This window comes from Streptomyces sp. NPDC047014 (genome assembly GCF_040644195.1).
Taxonomy (GTDB): domain Bacteria; phylum Actinomycetota; class Actinomycetes; order Streptomycetales; family Streptomycetaceae; genus Streptomyces.
In genome coordinates, this window is the sequence record NZ_JBEYVX010000031.1 from 40487 (window position 1) to 56135 (window position 15649).

Below are 15649 nucleotides of genomic sequence, written 5' to 3' on the forward strand. Positions count from 1 at the left end.
CGAACGGATGACCGTAGCAGGGCCGCCTCGGCCGTCGTGCCGGATCAGCACCCGATCAGCGCATCGGCCGATCCCGCCCGGTCCGGGTCCGATTCCCCGCCCCCGGGAACCCCCCGCCCCCCGCGCCCGACTACTGCTGCGCGGGGGCTTCGTGACCAGACCCCGCGTGCGGGATGGCAGGGGTAAGGAGGCGGGTGGCATGGGTGGGCTTGATGTGCGGATGCGGGGGGTCGGGTGCCGGCATGGGCGGAATGAGGCCGTCACGGGGGTTGATCTGGAGCTCGCCGCCGGGGAGCGCGTCGCGCTGACCGGGACCAACGGGTCCGGGAAGAGCACGCTGCTGCGGGCCGTGCTCGGGCTGCACCGGCAGACGACCGGGTCGATCCTGGTCGGCGGGCGGGAGGGCCGCTCCCCCGCGGAGTGGGCCTGGCGGCGCAGGGCCTGCGCGTGGATCCCGCAGAAGCCGGCCGCCGGCCGCTTCCCGCTGCTCGGCCGGGAACTGCTCGCCGCCAGTCACGCCCCCGCCGAGGCGGCCGAGGCCGCCGAGCGGCTGGGGGTGGGCGCGCTCACGGGCCGGCCCCTGCACACCCTCTCCGGCGGCCAGTTGCAGCGCATGTACCTGGCGCGGGCCATCGGTTGCGTCGCCGCGGGGGCCGAGCTGCTGCTGGCCGACGAGCCCACCGCCGCCCTCGACTTCGACGGGCAGGCCGAGGCCGCCGACGTACTGACCTCGCTCCCCGTGACCCTGATCGTCGTCACGCACGACCGGGCCCTCGCCGACCGCTGCGACCGCGTCCTGGAGATGGCCGCGGGCCGGCTGCGGGAGGTGCGGTGAGCCTCGCCACCGCCGACCTCGGTACGCTCCTCCAGCTGCTCCCCGTACAACGCGCGGGCCTGGCCCTGCTGTTGGCGGCGGTCGGGCTGCCGGTCATCGGGGTCGTCATCGTCGGGCTCGACATCATGCCGGTCCGGTTCGCGATGATGCACGTGGCCCTGCTCGGCATCGCCGTGGGCCTGCTCACCGGACTGGACCCCATGGTGTGCGCGCTGGTGGCCTGCGCGCTGGCCGGGGTCGGTGTGGCCCCGCTCGCCCGCACCCCCGACGGGCTCTCCGGGGCCATGGGCCTGCTGATGAGCCTGGCCATCGCGGCGGCGCTGCTCCTGCTGGCCGTGTCGGGGGTCAACGCCTCCGGCGCCTTCGCCCTGCTGTGGGGCTCGATCCTGTCCGTCGGGACCCCGGACCTCGTCGTCCTCGGGGTGCTGGCCGTCGCCGTACCGGGCCTGTTCTGGTGGCGGCGGCGCGAGATCGGCCTGCTGCTCCACGACCGCGAGCTCGCCCAGTGCTCCGGTGTCCCGGTGCGGGCGCTGACGGCGGCGCTGCTGCTGCTCGTCGCCGTCGCGGTCGCCGGGGCGATCAAACTCACCGGCGCGCTGCTCGTCGACGCGCTGACCCTGCTGCCCGCCCTCGCCGCGCGCCGCCTCGGCGGCTCGCTGCGGTCGATCACCCTGTGGGCGGTCGGCATCGGTGTGGCGGTGAATCTGACGGGGTTCCTGCTGGCCCTGTGGCTGGACTGGCCGCCCGGCCCGGTCCTCGTCCTGACCGCGGGGGCAGTGGTCCTCGCGGTGCATTTCATACCCGAACGGAGAATCAGCTCATGGCGCGCACCCGCGTCCGTATCGCTTCCTTCCTCGCACTGAGCGCGGCCCTCTTCCTGACCACCGGCTGCGGAGCCGCCGACGATCCCGCCCCGAAGGACGGGGCGCGGCCGCCCGAGGGCAAGCCGTCCGTGGTCGTCACCACCACCTGGGAGGGCGCCTTCGCGAAGGCCGCGGGCGCCGAGGACATCCAGGTGATCGTGCCGCAGTCCGTGCACCACGCCCCGGACTACGATCCCAAGCCCTCGGACCTCGCGGCGGTGGCCAAGGCCGACTTCGTGCTGTACGCGCCCTTCGAACCGTACGCGGCGAAGATCAAGGAGGCCGCCGGGTCGAAGGCGAAGCTGGTCGAGGTGGAGCTCGACAACGACCCGGCGAAGGTGTCGGCCGAAGTCGGGCGGCTGGCCGGGCTGTTCGGCACGGCGGACGCCGCCGCGCGATGGAAGACGGGCTTCGACGCCGAGTACGCGAAGCTGAACAAGGAGCTGGAGGCCGGCTGGCCCGGCGGCCGCAGCCCGGCGGTGGTGACGCAGGTGTTCACCGCCTGGTCGGCGAAGCTGGCGGGCGCGACGACGGTGGGGACGTACGGTCCGGAGGCGGTGACCCCGGCGCAGCTCGCCGAACTCGCCGCGAAGAAGCCCGCGCTGGTGCTGGACAACGCGCACATGTCGACAGGTCCGGTACTGCCCGACTCCGGTGCCCGGCAGGTGAAGATCGTCAACTATCCGGGGGACGACCTGGATCTGCTGCCGGTCTACCGCAACGCCGCGGCGGAGCTCAAGAAGGCGATGTCCGGGTCCTGACCCGCCCGCACGAAGGGGCCGCCGGTGGTGAACCGGCGGCCCCTTCGGCATCCGCTCCCGCGGATCAGGGCATCAGGGCATCAGGGCTTCACGGCAGCAGGGCGACGCTCTCCGTCAGCCGCCTGCGCAGCGCGGCCCGGTCGGGCTTCCCGGCCGCCGTCAGCGGCAGTTCCGGTACGAGGAGCAGCTGTTCGGGGTGCTTGCGGCGCTCCAGCCCCCGCCCCGTGAGGTGTTCCCCAAGGGAGGCGAGGGTGGGGGCCTGCGCGCCCCGGGCGACCACGCAGGCGGCGAGCCGTTCGCCCATCAGCGGGTCGGGGACGCCGACGCAGGCCACGTCCCGGACCTGGGGGTGCGCGGTGAGCGCGCGTTCCACCTCGGCCGGGCTGATGTTGGCGCCGCCGCGGATGACGATGTCCTTGAGGCGGCCGACCACGTGCAGCACGCGGTCGGCGTCGAGGTAGCCGAGGTCCCCGGTGCGCACCCAGCCGTCGGGCGTGCGGTAGCGGGCGTCGAGCTCGGGGGCGCCGACGTAGCACAGCGGGGTCATCGGCCCGCGCGAGATGATCTCGCCGACGGCGCCGTCGGGGAGCGGTGCGTGGGTGTCGGGGTCGGCGATACGGATCTCCGCGACCCGGGGGTCGGGGCGGCCCGCGACCACGCCGGAGCCGTCGGTCGGGGGCACCGTACTGCCCAGCCCCGTATGGCAGTTGACCCCGTCGGCGGATCCGTAGAGGTTGACGACGGCGCAGCCGAACGCCTCCGCCGCGGCCGCCGCGGTGGTCTCGTCCAGCGGCGCCCCGCCCAGGACCAGCGCGGTCGGGGCGGGCAGCCGCTCGCCCGTTCCGTCCAGGCGTTCGAGCATCATGCGGACCATGGTGGGGACGCCGAGGACATGCGTCGGCCGGTGCGCGCGTACGGCGTCCAGGGCCGCCTCGGCGCTGAACCGGTCGAGCAGGACCAGGGTGCCGCCGTGCCGGGCGAGGGTGACGGCCGTGCCGTTGGAGCCGAAGGCGGAGGCCAGCGGGACGAGGAAGAGGCACCGCGGGGGTGTCCCGTCCGGGATGAGGGAGGCCAGGAAGTTGCCGCGGCCGCCGGCGAGCGCGTTGTGCGAGTAGGCGACCATCTTCGGCTCGGCCTCGGAGCCGGAGGAGACGAGGATGCGGGCCGCGCTGTCGGGGTCGGGACGGGCGGGCACGAAGCCGGTGGGGTCGGCCCGCAGCAGCCCGGCCAGCGGAATCGTTCCTTCGGGCGCGGTACCGGGCCCGGCGGCGATGACGTGGCGCAGCCCCGGCAGGGCGCCGGCCAGCGTCAGCAGATCGGCCGCGTGCCGGAACTCGCGGTGCTCGACGGCGGCGATGACGGCGACGGCCTCGGCCCGCCGCAGCAGGCATTCCGCTTCGAGCACCCCCCGGCCCACGGGGAAGGGCAGGGAGACCGCGCCGAGGGCGGCCAGCGCCAGGTCCGCGATGACGGCGGCCCGGCCGTCGGGGAGCTGGACGCCGACCACGTCGCCGGGGCCGATCCCGAGCCCCCGCAGGCCGGTGGCCAGACATCGGACCTTGCGGTCGAGGGCCGTGTAGCAGAGCGAGCCCTTGGCGTCGATGACGGCGGTGCGGTGCAGGTCGGCGATCTGGCGGGCCCGGAAGAGGCTGTAGAGGTCGAGGTCGGGGCAGGTGCCGTCGACCACCCAGGCGCGGCGGAGTTCGGCGGGCAGCAGGTCGTGCAGGGCGATGGTCACGCGAAGCTCCAGGGGTCGGGGACCGCCGGGGCGCCGTACGCGTCGCGGCCGATCGGGGCGGTGAGGCGGGGGTCGTGGTGCAGGGCGGACAGGTCCGTGGTGACGGCGGTCGCGCTCAGTCCGCGCTCGCGCAGCCGGGTCAGCGCCTCGGCCGTGGTGAGGCCGCGCAGGTCGTGCGCGGCGGCGGCCCGGGCGTCGGCGTCGGCGGGGGCGACCCAGCCGTCGGCGGTGGGCAGCGGGCGGCGGAAACCGGCGGGGCGGCGCGGGTTCGCGCCCCGGGCGGCGCGGCGCAGCACGGGTCCGGTGAGGGTGTCGGCGGCGCCGAGCAGCGAGGAGTCCACCCGTACGCCGCGGCCGGTGCGTTCGCGCAGCAGCAGACCGGCGAGGACGGCTTCGGCGCCGAGCAGTCCACCGAGCACGTCGAGCAGGGTCATCAGGGAGGGCGCGGGCAGTTCGTCGGAGGGCCGGACGGCCTCCCCGACCCCGGTGCGGGCCTGCACCATGAAGTCGGTGCCCATGGGGGCGCCGTCGAGCCGTCCGGCCCAGCCGCTGGTGTACGCGTACACGAGCGCCGGATGTACGCGGGCCAGGTCATCGGCGTCCAGGCCGAGGGCGGCGGCCTTGCCCGGCGCCCAATTGTGCAGGAAGACGTCCGCCCCGGCGGCGAGTTCGCGCAGCCGGTGCCGGTCGCTCTCGGACTTGATGTCGATCTCGACGGCCTTCTTGCCCCGGTTGAGGGCGAGCCAGCGCGCGGAGATCCCCGAGCAGGCGGGGGGCATACCGCGCAGCGGGTCCCCGCCCGGCGGCTCGATCCGGATGATCTCGGCGCCGAGCAGCCCGAGCAGATGGGCGGCGAGCGGGGCCTGGATGCGGCGGCCCGCCTCCAGCACGGTCAGTCCGGCGAGCGGGCGGCCGGCCGCGGCGGCGACCGCCGGGCCCGGCCACAGGGCGGGTGCTCCGGTGGCCGCCGGGGTCAGCGACCAGGGCGCGGCCCCGTCGTGCTCGGCGGCGCGCCGGGCGAGCGGGCGCAGCGCGCACACCTCGGCGCCGGAGGCGGCGGCGGCCCGGCGGATCCGCTCCCAGCCGTGGGAGCCGGCCGTGGTGTGGAGGGCGGGCGGGAAGGGGGCGCAGGCGGTGGCGTAGCGGAACTGGAAGGGCCGCCAGCCGGCCCGCAGGGCCTCGGCGGGGGCGTCCAGGGCCTTCCAGAAGGCGGCCCAGGCGCCCGGGTCGAGCGTCTCCAGCTCGAAGAGGATCCCGTCGGCGGAGGTGAACGGCGGCCCGCCCGGCGCGATGTCGGCGGCCTCGCCCTCGTCGGCGCCCGCGGCGGCCAGGTACTGGGAGACGGCGAGCAGGCCCGCCCGGTCCGCGCTGGTGGCGAGGGGGCCGGTGGCGGTCCGGCCGCGGGCCTGGCCCACCAGGTCCGCGAGCAGGCCCTGCACGGTCAGGACGGCCGTGGCGGTGGCCGCGTAGTCGACGGCGAGCCCGCGCGGGCCGCCGTCGCGGCGGCCGTGGACGGCCATGATGCCGGTGGCCGCCTGGATCGTGGCCTCGTCGACGAGGCCGCTCGCGGGGTCGGCCCAGCCGGTGGTGGCCCGCGCCGGGCCGAAGCCGGGGCCGCCGAGGGTGGTGGCGCCGGGGGCGGTGGCGCCCGGGGCGGATGCGGGGCCGGTGGGTGCGGTCCGGGCGCGCCGGGGTGCCGCAGGCCGGTCCTCGCGTCCGTGGCGGGCGGCCGGTGCCGCGCCGAGCAGCCGCAGGTGTTCGGCGACGACGCTCGTGATCTGCGGGGGCCCCGAGGTCTCGAAGCGCAGTGTGTCGAGCGGCCGGACCGTCTGCGTGGGTGCTGGTGACGCCATGCCTCTCCTCTCCTGGCGCGGCGATGGCCGCAGCCGGGGTCTTGCGGGATGCGGGAACCGGGGAGCGTGTACGCCCGACCAGTTCCACGGACAGACAGTCGCTCGGCCGTTCGTACGAGTTCCCGCACGCTCCCGCGAATTCCGGCAGGGCCCGGAAAACACCGGGGAATTGGAGACAGACAGTGGAGAATCGCCGCACGGAGAACGCCGAGGGCCTGGAACGGACGCCCGCACGAGCGGAGTTGGGCGAGCGCATGGCCCGGTTCGTCCGCGAGCGCGTCTTCCCGCAGGAGGCCGCGCTGGACGCGGGCGGTCCCGGGGCGGCCGCGATCCTGGCGGCCCTGCGGGACGAGGCCCGCGCGGCGGGCCTGTGGGCGCTGCCGCTCCCCGCCGAACTGGGCGGCGGCGGGCTGCCCTTCGAGGAGTACGCGGAGCTGGCCGAGGCGGAGGGGGCCAGCGACCACGGGCCCGCCGCCGTGGGATCGGCCGCGCTGCTCGACGTACGGATGCTGGCGCGGCACGGCAGCCCCGGCGTGCGCGAGGCGTATCTGAAACCGCTGGTCGCCGGGGAGATCCGGGCCTGCTACGCCATGACCGAGCCCGGGGTGCCCGGTACCGCGCCGCTGCGCACCGCCACCCGGGCCGAGCGGCAGCCCGACGGCGGCTGGCTGGTCACCGGCCGCAAGTGGTTCACCTCCGGCGCGGCGGGCGCCGGCCTGGTGACGGTCCTGGCCCGCACCGGGGGCGCCGCCGGGGACCGCGAGGGCCTGTCGCTGCTGCTCGTACCCACCGGCTCGCCCGGTTTCCGGGTGGTACGCGAACTGCCCGTGCTGGGGGCTTCCGGCCCGTACGAGATCCAGCTCGACCGGGTGCGCGTCCCCGCCGACCACCTCCTCGCGGAGCCGGGCCGGGCCCTGGACATCGCGGGCGAGCGGCTGCAGCTGGGGCGTACGCTGCGCTGCCTGCGGTGGCTCGGGCAGGCGCGGCGGGCCTTCGACCTGATGTGCGAGCGGGCCGCGACGCACGAGGGGTCCCACGGGCCGCTCGCCGAGCAGCAGTTGGTGCAGCAGCACGTGTTCGACGCGCTGCTCGCGCTGCGCACCACCCGGCCGCTGGTCATGGAGGCGGTGGCACTGGTCGCCGCCGGGCGGGACGCCCGGACCGAGGTGGGTCTGGCGAAGGTGGCCGCCGCCCGGATGCTCCAGCGGGTGGCGGACTCCGCCATCCAGGTCCACGGGGCCGCCGGGCTGGGCCCGGACACCCCGCTGCCCGCGCTGTTCCGTACGGGACGGGCCGCGCGGATCCTCGACGGGCCCGACGAGCTGCACATCACGGCGGTGGCCCGGCGGGTGCTGCGGGACTACGGCGCGGCTACACGCGGGTGAGGTCGACGGAGCCGTGCAGGGCCGACAGCCCCAGCGCGAGGAAGTAGTCTCCCCAGACGAGCTCATGACGGACCGCCAGCCCCTTGGCCGCGTCGTAGCAGCCGTCCAGCAGCATGCCGGGCGGGCGGTCCTCGCCGCGCCCGGTGAGGTGCGAGCCGACGAGTCCGCGCAGCACGGTCTCGGCCCGGTGCGCGTACCAGGCGGCGCGCGGGCCGGGCACGCGGGCCAGTCTCAGCAGTGCGACCGCGGCGATGGCGGCGGTGGAGCTGTCCAGGGGGCCGCCGTCCGGCAGGTCGGTGTCGGCGGGCGGTACGGGCGGCCCGGACAGGAATCCGCCCCGCTCCAGGAGCAGCGCGGCGGCCTCGGCGGCCCGGGGACCGGCGGCGGTGTCCGGGCGCAGCAGTGCGTCGGCGGCCGCGAGCAGCAGCCAGGCCCGGCCCCGGGTCCAGCCCTGCGGCGGATCGGCCAGGGGCCGCCACCCGCAGACCGCGTCGAAGTCCAGCGCGGGGCGGAACCACGGGTACAGGCCCGCCGCAGCGTCGGCCCGCCGGTCCAGGCAGAGGTCGAGGTGCCGCTCCAGATGGGAGGCGGCCGCCTCCGCGCCCCGCGCCCCGGCCGCCGCCAGCAGCGGCACCGTACCGGGCACGGCGTCCACCCGGGCCAGCAGGCGCGGCCCGCCCAGCGCCCCGCCCCAGGGCAGGATCCCGAGCCCGTGGTCGAAGTCCGCCAGGCAGGCCCGAGCCGCGCGCTCCCGCAGGGCGACGGCCTCGGGCTCGTCCCCCGCCGGCGTGGTCCCGTACCAGAAGATGAGCCCCCGCGTGGCGGTATCGGCCCCGGTCCACTGCTCCAGCCGAGCCGTACAGTCAAGGGCCGCCCGCCGGTCCCCCGCGTCCCCGGTGTACCGGGCGCGCATCCACAGCAGCCCGGCCCAGAACCCCCCGGTCCAGGAGCCCCGCGCGGTGGTGGCCCAGCGGCCGTCCCCGGCCCCGGCATACAACGGGAACCGCTCCCCCACCTCACGAGCGGTCCCCGCCACCCGTTCCATCACCAGCTCCAGCGCACCCTCCACCCACCGCGCGTCCACCGGCACGGGCACCGCGGCGCCTGCTTCGGCGCGCCCCGGGGCGGTCCGTTCCTCCGCCGTCATCGCCGCACCCCCGCGCGGTCCCGGGCGGCCCAGGTGATGGCTGTCGCCGCCGCCACGGCGAATTCCGCCGCCACGAGGAGCCAGGCCGGCCCGTACTGGTCTCTCTGCGCCAGGAGGCCGAAGAGCGGTGGGCCCGCCGCGAAGCCGGCGAAGAAGCCCGCCGCCACCAGGGCGGAGTCCTGGCCCGCGCGGCCCGGGGCGGCGCGCTGGAGGATCAGGACCATCGAGACCGCGTTGCCCGCGACCGCGAAGACCCCGACCGCCACCGCGCCGAGCCACACCAGCGGAGCCACCAGTACGGCCGCCACCAGCAGGCCCGCCGCGCCCAGCGCCCCGACGGCCAGCAGTCCGGGCAGCCACTCGGCACGGCCGGGGCGGGCCGCCTTCGACCAGCCGACGCGGCCCGCGATCCCGGCCACGCCCAGTACGGCGACCAGCGCGCCCGCGGCGGTCGGGCCCAGGCCCAGCCGCTGGACGCCGAACAGGGCCACGTACGTGTTGACCGAGGCGATCCCGGCTCCGAGGAAGAGCGAGAAGGCCGCCAGCCAGGCCACCATCCCGCGCGGTACGAGCGCCGTACGCGGCCCCGCGGGCCCCGGCGGCGGATCGGCGGGCAGCGCGCGCAGCGCCCACATCCCCGCGAGCAGCGCGGCCCCGGCACCCGCCCAGACCGCCCCGCGCCAGCCGATCCCGCCCGCGAGCAGCGCCAGCGGCGCGCCCGCCGCGAAGGCCCCGAGCTGCACCCCGGACTGCTTGAGCCCGGTCACCGCCGCGCGCCGCTCCGGCGGGACCGCCCGCAGCACCGCCTTGTTCGTGGCGGGATTGGCCAGTGCCTGCGGTACGCCGCCCAGCGCGACGGCGGCCAGCAGCAGAGCGGCGCCGGGCGCGGCGCCGATCAGGGCCAGCGCCACCGCGGAGACCAGCAGCAGGGCGACGAGCGAGCGGCGCGGTCCGATCCGGTCCACGATCCGCCCGCCGGCCGGCGACAGGACGGCGGCCGTGCCGAAGCCGATGGTGGTAGTCAGGCCCAACACCGCAGGCGAGACACCGAGTTCGGCCACGAGGCGTGGCCCGAGGGCTCCCAGCAGGAACAACTGGAGCATGGAGAAGGCCATGGCGCAGGTGAGCAGCGCCGTCAGCTGCCGCCCCGAGCCGCCGCCGTCGCGGTCGTCGCCGCCGCCGTCGTCCGTCTTCGCCGGTGTCACGGCCGCCGTACCCTCCGCCGCCACAAACTCTCCCTCGCCCATAGGTTGAACTCTCCGACCGCCCGGGTAGGCAGTCGGTCGGAGCGGCGGGACGGTTCCCCGCTCTCCTCTGTGCCCTGCACCACATGAGGCAGGCGACCCCCTTCTGACAAGGTGGGCCGCGGGAACTTGTCCGGAAGTGCGCACCACGGTGTGCCGCTCGGGAGGCCGGTGCGAGGATGAGCCCGCCATGAAGCCGGTCCGCTGTTCACGTGCCCTCAGGGCTGCGATGTTCGCAGCCCTCTGTGTGGTGCTCGCGGCGGTCGGACACGTGCTCATGTCCGGTGCGACGGTGCCCTGGTGGGCCCTGTCCGCCGGTTTCGCCGGGACCTCGGCGGCGGCCTGGACCCTCGCCGGACGCGAGCGCGGCACATTAGCGGTCACCTCGGCGGCGGTCCTCGCGCAGGCCGTGCTCCACACGGTCTTCTCCCTGGCCCAGTCCCCGGCCCCGGAAGCCCGGCCGACGCCGGGCACCGGATCACCCGCCCTCGCGGCGCACGCCCACCACGGCGCGCACGGCCCGCACGGGGCGGCGGACCTGGCCTCCGCCGGGTCCATGAGCTCCCTCGGCTCCGGCCACGACATGGCCTCCGCCCCGGCGGACTGGCTGCCCCCGGCCCTGATGTCCCCGGCCGGCATGCTGGCCGTCCACCTCCTGGCCGCCGTCCTGTGCGGCCTCTGGCTCGCCCACGGTGAGCGCGCCGCGTTCCGCGTGCTGCGCGCGGTCGCCGCCCGGCTGTGGACCCCGCTCGGTCTGCTGCTGCGCCCGCCGGCCGCGGTGGAGGTCCCGCCGCGGCAGCGGATGGGCCGACGCCGCCGGCAGCGCGCGCCGCGCCGGCTGTTCCTCGTACACGCCATCACCTCGAGGGGTCCTCCGGCGGAGTCTGCTGTCCTCTGACAGCCGGTCACCCGAGCCGTGCCCGCGACCTTCCTCCCGTCGCGGTCGACCCCCGTGCCTCGGGCCTCGGTCATGCCCTCCGGCAGGCCGCACCCCTCACCGGTCCGCGACTCCGCTCGCGGCGCCGGACTCCCCTTGTACATAAGGACCTTTGGCGATGACTCCTGCCCTGCACGCCCCCACCCGTCCCGCCGCCGAGAGGCCGGCCCGGCACACCCACGACTCCGACGCGGAGGTGACCCGGCTGGCGCTGGCCGCCCGGGACGGCGACCGGGTGAAGACCGACCGGTTCGTGCGCGCGCTGCACCGCGACGTCTGGCGATACGTCGCCTACCTCAGCGCCGACGCCCAGGCCGCCGACGACCTCACGCAGGACGTGTTCCTGCGGGCGCTCGCCGGGCTGCACCGCTTCGAGGGCCGCTCCTCCGCGCGGACGTGGCTGCTGTCCATCGCGCGCCGTACCGTCGTGGACAGCCTGCGCCACGCGGCCGCCCGCCCCAGACTCTCGGACCGCTGCGACTGGCAGACGGCCGCCGAACAGGCCCAGCCGTACGGGGTACCGGGCTTCGAGGACGGCATCGCGCTGGCGGAGCTGCTGGCGACGATCCCCCCGGAGCGGCGCGAAGCCTTCGTGCTCACGCAGTTGCTGGGGCTGCCCTACGCCGAGGCGGCCACGGCGATCGGCTGCCCGATCGGAACGGTGCGCTCCCGCGTGGCCCGCGCCCGTACCTCCCTGATCGCCCTGCTGACGGACGCCCCGGCGCCCGTGGCGGAGCCGGACGGGACGGCGGCGGGGGCGCGGCCGGATTCCGCCCCCGGGGCGGCACGCGAGACCGCCCTGGCGGCGGCCACCGCCTGATCTCCCGGGACGGCCGGAGGGGCCGGGCGGGGCGTCGTACACGCCCCGCCCGGCCCCTGCGCCGCATGCTCAACCACCGCTCCAGCAGGGCGAGTTCAGGGCCCGCGCCATCCTGTCGCGCACGCGGGCACGCCCGTACGAGGGCACCGCGCGGCGGCCCGGCCGAGACGGGGGCGCGCGCGGCAAGATATCAGCCTTTCGGGGAGTCCCCCTGATGTTTGTCCGATGGTGACTTCCTCCCGCAGCGCCGACACGCCTGCCACTAGCGTCCCGTGACACCCCCGGGAATGCGGGTGTGCACCGCACGGCGTGCGGCCCCTCCTGCCCCGCCACCTCCCGGCCCCACGGAGCAAGGAGGCACATTGCTTTCAACGCGGCGGAGAAGCATCAGCAGCTGGTCGGTGGCCACCAGATACTCGCTCGCGAGCGGCATCGTCATCACCGCCCTCGCCCTGACCCTGATCGCGCTGCTGGTCCCGGTGGACAGCTTCGGCAACCGGGCCCAGGCCGCCGCGGCCACCCCGGCGGCGGCCGACGACGACGGCCTCGGCACGATCAGCACCGCCTTCGGGCCGCTGACGGCCGCGGACCGCGACTTCGTGCGCAAGGTCCGCCTCGCCGGCCTGTGGGAGCTGCCCGCGGGCCGGCAGGCCCAGCAGCGCGGGAGCAAGCCCGCGATCCGTACCGCGGGAGACCATCTCGTCGAGGGCCACACCGAGCTCGACCGGCAGGTCATCCAGGTCGGCCAGGCCCTCGGCATCGATCTCCCCAACCAGCCCTCGGCCCAGCAGCAGGACTGGCTCGGCCAGATGAGCCGCGCCCGCGGAGACGAGTACGAACGGATCTTCGTGGACCTGCTGCGCCGCGCTCACGGAAAGGTGTTCGCACTCCTGGCCGGGATCCGGGCTCAGACCCGCAATTCCATGGTCCGGGCGCTCGCCACGTCCGCCAACACCACCGTCCTGGACCACATCACGGTCCTTGAGGACACCGGACTGGTCGACTTCGACGCGCTCTCCGACACTGTCCCCCCGAAGAAGTGAAGTGATCTCATGAGTCAGAAGGGCCACAAGCGCCCCCGGTTGACGGCGAAAGTGCTGGGACTGGTCTCCGCGCTCGTCCTCGGCGGCGGCGGTGTCGCCGTCGTCGCCGGCAACGCCAACGCCGGACAGGAGGACCGTGCCGGACGGCTCACCTCCACCATCGACTGCCCGGACGTGGGCGAACAGATCAAGGCCGTGCCCGACCAGGCGAAGGCCGAGGTGGACACGGGCCTGGCCAAGCTGGACGACCAGGTGGCCGACGCCTACCGGCGGCTCGCCGCCGGGCAGGCCCAGGGCAACCAGCTGCTCGGCGAGCTCAAGCAGAAGCGGGACAAGACCATCTCGGGCATGCAGGACGCGATCGGCCGGGGCGGCCAGCGGCCGGGAGAACTGAGCCGGCTGAGCGCCTGCGAGATGAAGAAGGCACCCGCCCCCGAGGAGAACGCCCAGGAGGGCGCGGCCGCGGCCAACGCCGGGGTGGCGGCCTCCGCCGCCGGGCAGAAGGCCGGCCCGGCCAAGAGCGACTTCGCCGACATCACCCGGGTCCGGCCCAATGTCCGCACGCCCGCGCCCGGCCGGGGCGCCTCCACCGGCTCGTTCACCTCGCAGTGCGGCCGCAACGACAACGGCCACTTCAACCCGGACAACGTGATCGTCGCGCCCGGCGTCTCCAACGGCGCCCACCACATGCACGACTACGTGGGCAACAACTCCACCGACGCCTTCTCCACCAACGACAGCCTCGCCCGCTCCGGCACCACCTGCACCAACGGCGACCAGTCCAGCTACTACTGGCCCGTGCTGCGCCTGCGCGACGGCAGGGCGGAGCGCGACGCCAACGCGCCCGGCGGCGGCCAGGACGCCAACGTCGGCACGATCCTCAAGCCCAAGCAGGTGTCCATCACCTTCAAGGGCAGCCCCACCGACAAGGTCACCGCGATGCCCCGCTTCCTGCGCATCATCACCGGTGACGCGAAGGCGTTCACCAACGGCACGGCCAACGCCAACTCCTCCTGGAGCTGCACCGGCTTCGAGAACCGCCAGCTCAAGGACAAGTACCCGGTCTGCCCCAAGGGCAGCGACGTGGTGCGCAGCTTCACCTTCCAGAGCTGCTGGGACGGCAAGAACATCGACAGCGCCAACCACCGCACGCACGTGGCCTTCCCGGACAAGAACGGCCGCTGCCAGAACGGCTTCAAGGCCATACCGCAGCTGGTGATGCGCCTGACCTACGGGGTGGCGCCGGGGGCGCGGATCGCCGTGGACACCTTCCCCGAGCAGCTGCACAAGCCGATCACCGACCACGACGACTTCATCAACGTGATGTCGAACAACCTGATGAACAAGGCCGTCGGCTGCATCAACGAAGGACGCAACTGCCGCTGACGGCGGCGGGAACTCCCCTCCACTCCCGGGCGGGCGCGCCCCCTCACCCCACGCCGCGCCCGCCCGGGACAGGTGTTGGCCCGAAGCCGGCTTCGGGCCGACACCGCTTCTGTGTGTCCGGCCGCGTTCGGGCGCGGCCGGGCACCGCGGCGCGCGGGGGTGGGGGGCTCGCGGGTACGGGGGCTCGTAGGCAGGGGCCTGTAGGTACGGGCTTGGAGGTACGGGCCGTAGGTACGGACTCGCGGGTGCGGGGGCGCGCGCGTACGAAGAAGCCCGGCCCGGCCCCGTGGGTGGGGGGCCGGGCCGGGCTTGTGGCCGGAGGGGGGGGTGGGGTGGTGTCAGAGGCCGTTGACGCGGGCCATGCGGCCGACGACGAGGGGGGTGAAGTCGGCCTGGATCACACGGGCCGTCCTGCGGCTGACGCGCGAGTGCTGACGCCGCACCTGGGCCATCAGCCGGCGGCTGCGCAGGGCCATCTCCAGCTCGAACCGGGTCCGGGGATCACGCAGACCGGTTCCGAACAGCTTCTCCAGCTGGCGCATGCGGTACCGCACGGTCTGCGGGTGCACACTGAGGGCCTTGGCCGCCTCGGGGGCCCCGCCGCCTTCCAGCCAGGCGAGCAGGGTCACCTCCAGCCGCTCGCTCTGGCGCGGGGTCAGATCCGCGAGCGGGCGCAGCCACCGGGCGGCCAGCGCGTGGGCCAGCGGCTCGTCCTGGAGGAGCAGCAGGGTCGAGAGGTGGTCGTCCACGAACACCGCCCGCGGCTCCATGCCCGGCCGCGCCGGGGTCAGCGCGATCAGGCGCAGCGCCCAGCGCAGCGAGGAGGCGGTGTCACGGAGCGGTACGGCGTGGCCGACGGCGGCGAACCGGCCGCGCAGCAGGTGTTCCAGCGGGCCGCGGACGTCCGCGTCGGGGCTGGGGACCAGCAGGCAGGGCCGGCCGGCGAAGACGCCGACGAGGGCGTCGTCCAGGAGGCCGGTCAGCTGCTGGGCCTCGCCGGGCGTGGCCGGAACAATGGCCCGGACGGCCAGCGGGAGGGGCCAGCCGGCCGCCTCGGCGAGCTCGACGAGCGAGCTGTCGGATGCGGCGCGGTCGTCGGTGAGCGCCCTGAACAGCTCGTGGCGCGCCCGTTCGTAGCCGCGGGCGCCGCCGTCCCGGGCGCTGTCGCGTATGCCGTCCCGGACGGTGTCCCGGAGGCTGTCCCGGGCGCTGTCGCGGAAGCCGTCCTCGCGGGTGCCGTCACGGGCGACCTCCCGGACCGCCTCGCGCACTCCTTCTTCCCTGCCTTCGTGCATGATCTCGCATTCGTCCCTGCTCGCCTCCTTGGCGCAGGCTCCGGCCTGGGTTTCGACCTGGCTCTCGGCCGGGTCCTCGTTCTCGTCCGGTCCGTGCTCCCTGGAGTGCGCCTGGTAGCCGAGGGCGGTGAGGAGGGCTTCCTCGACTGCCTGGCGGAGCACTTCTTCATCAATGGCATCGTTGTCATCGATAAGGGCGGAAAATTCCGGAATTCCATGCAGAAGCTCCTCCACTATCTCGGCGGCCAGCGCGGGGAGTTCCCTGCGCAGGACGCGGGTCCACTCGCCACGTGGGCGGGACCAGATGCGGTTCAGAAGTTCGCACATCGTTTTCCTCGTTCG

Annotated in this window: 13 protein-coding genes; 8 read left to right on the forward strand and 5 right to left on the reverse strand. The window is 75.3% G+C overall.

Going from position 1 to position 15649, the window contains the following annotated elements; translation table 11 throughout:
* Positions 1-199: 199 nt before the first annotated feature.
* Genes ABZ873_RS18850 through ABZ873_RS18860 form a run of 3 tightly spaced genes read left to right on the forward strand, consistent with a single transcriptional unit; the run spans position 200 to position 2459 of the window.
* Positions 200-835, forward strand: a complete 636-nt coding sequence (locus ABZ873_RS18850; protein WP_360872854.1) for an ATP-binding cassette domain-containing protein — start codon at positions 200-202, stop codon at positions 833-835.
* A complete protein-coding gene (locus ABZ873_RS18855; protein ID WP_360872856.1) occupies positions 832-1698 on the forward strand; it encodes a metal ABC transporter permease in 867 nt (288 codons plus the stop codon). The genes ABZ873_RS18850 and ABZ873_RS18855 overlap by 4 nt, the downstream gene beginning before the upstream one ends.
* The gene (locus ABZ873_RS18860) at positions 1656-2459 is read left to right on the forward strand and encodes a zinc ABC transporter substrate-binding protein (RefSeq protein ID WP_360872860.1); all 804 of its coding nucleotides are present in this window, start codon (positions 1656-1658) and stop codon (positions 2457-2459) included. Before ABZ873_RS18855 ends, ABZ873_RS18860 begins: the two co-directional genes overlap by 43 nt.
* An 88-nt stretch (positions 2460-2547) precedes the next feature.
* Here ABZ873_RS18860 and ABZ873_RS18865 read toward each other — a convergent pair whose 3' ends face one another.
* Together ABZ873_RS18865 and ABZ873_RS18870 are read right to left on the reverse strand one after the other, a co-directional pair.
* Complete coding sequence (locus tag ABZ873_RS18865; protein WP_360872863.1) at positions 2548-4197, reverse strand: class I adenylate-forming enzyme family protein; 1650 nt, start codon at positions 4195-4197, stop codon at positions 2548-2550.
* The gene (locus tag ABZ873_RS18870; RefSeq protein WP_360872866.1) at positions 4194-6050 is read right to left on the reverse strand and encodes a CoA transferase; all 1857 of its coding nucleotides are present in this window, start codon (positions 6048-6050) and stop codon (positions 4194-4196) included. The genes ABZ873_RS18865 and ABZ873_RS18870 overlap by 4 nt, the downstream gene beginning before the upstream one ends.
* A 215-nt stretch (positions 6051-6265) precedes the next feature.
* Between ABZ873_RS18870 and ABZ873_RS18875 the strand changes: the two genes are divergently transcribed.
* Positions 6266-7435: an acyl-CoA dehydrogenase family protein gene (locus ABZ873_RS18875; protein WP_360872918.1), complete on the forward strand. Its 1170-nt coding sequence runs from the start codon at positions 6266-6268 to the stop codon at positions 7433-7435.
* Here the strand turns inward: ABZ873_RS18875 and ABZ873_RS18880 are convergent.
* Together ABZ873_RS18880 and ABZ873_RS18885 are read right to left on the reverse strand one after the other, a co-directional pair.
* Complete coding sequence (locus tag ABZ873_RS18880) at positions 7422-8582, reverse strand: sugar ABC transporter permease (RefSeq protein ID WP_360872869.1); 1161 nt, start codon at positions 8580-8582, stop codon at positions 7422-7424. The genes ABZ873_RS18875 and ABZ873_RS18880 overlap by 14 nt on opposite strands.
* Positions 8579-9829 carry an MFS transporter gene (locus ABZ873_RS18885; RefSeq protein WP_360872872.1) on the reverse strand — a complete coding sequence of 417 codons (1251 nt, stop codon included), beginning with the start codon at positions 9827-9829 and terminating at the stop codon, positions 8579-8581. The genes ABZ873_RS18880 and ABZ873_RS18885 overlap by 4 nt, the downstream gene beginning before the upstream one ends.
* Positions 9830-10055: 226 nt before the next feature.
* On the opposite strand from ABZ873_RS18885, the gene ABZ873_RS18890 reads away from it, so the two are divergent.
* From ABZ873_RS18890 to ABZ873_RS18905, 4 genes are all read left to right on the forward strand, one after another.
* Positions 10056-10724 (forward strand): hypothetical protein, encoded by a 669-nt coding sequence (locus ABZ873_RS18890; protein WP_360872874.1) that lies wholly within the window; start codon positions 10056-10058, stop codon positions 10722-10724.
* Positions 10725-10881: 157 nt separating this feature from the next.
* Positions 10882-11583: a sigma-70 family RNA polymerase sigma factor gene (locus ABZ873_RS18895; protein WP_360872877.1), complete on the forward strand. Its 702-nt coding sequence runs from the start codon at positions 10882-10884 to the stop codon at positions 11581-11583.
* Between the two features lie 401 nt (positions 11584-11984).
* Positions 11985-12626 (forward strand): DUF4142 domain-containing protein, encoded by a 642-nt coding sequence (locus ABZ873_RS18900; RefSeq protein WP_360872880.1) that lies wholly within the window; start codon positions 11985-11987, stop codon positions 12624-12626.
* A gap of 9 nt (positions 12627-12635) precedes the next feature.
* Positions 12636-14012 carry a DUF1996 domain-containing protein gene (locus tag ABZ873_RS18905; protein WP_360872883.1) on the forward strand — a complete coding sequence of 459 codons (1377 nt, stop codon included), beginning with the start codon at positions 12636-12638 and terminating at the stop codon, positions 14010-14012.
* Between the two features lie 338 nt (positions 14013-14350).
* Here the strand turns inward: ABZ873_RS18905 and ABZ873_RS18910 are convergent, their stop codons facing one another.
* Entirely contained in the window at positions 14351-15634 is a 1284-nt protein-coding gene (locus tag ABZ873_RS18910; RefSeq protein ID WP_360872886.1) for a helix-turn-helix domain-containing protein, read from the reverse strand.
* Positions 15635-15649 lie beyond the last annotated feature (15 nt).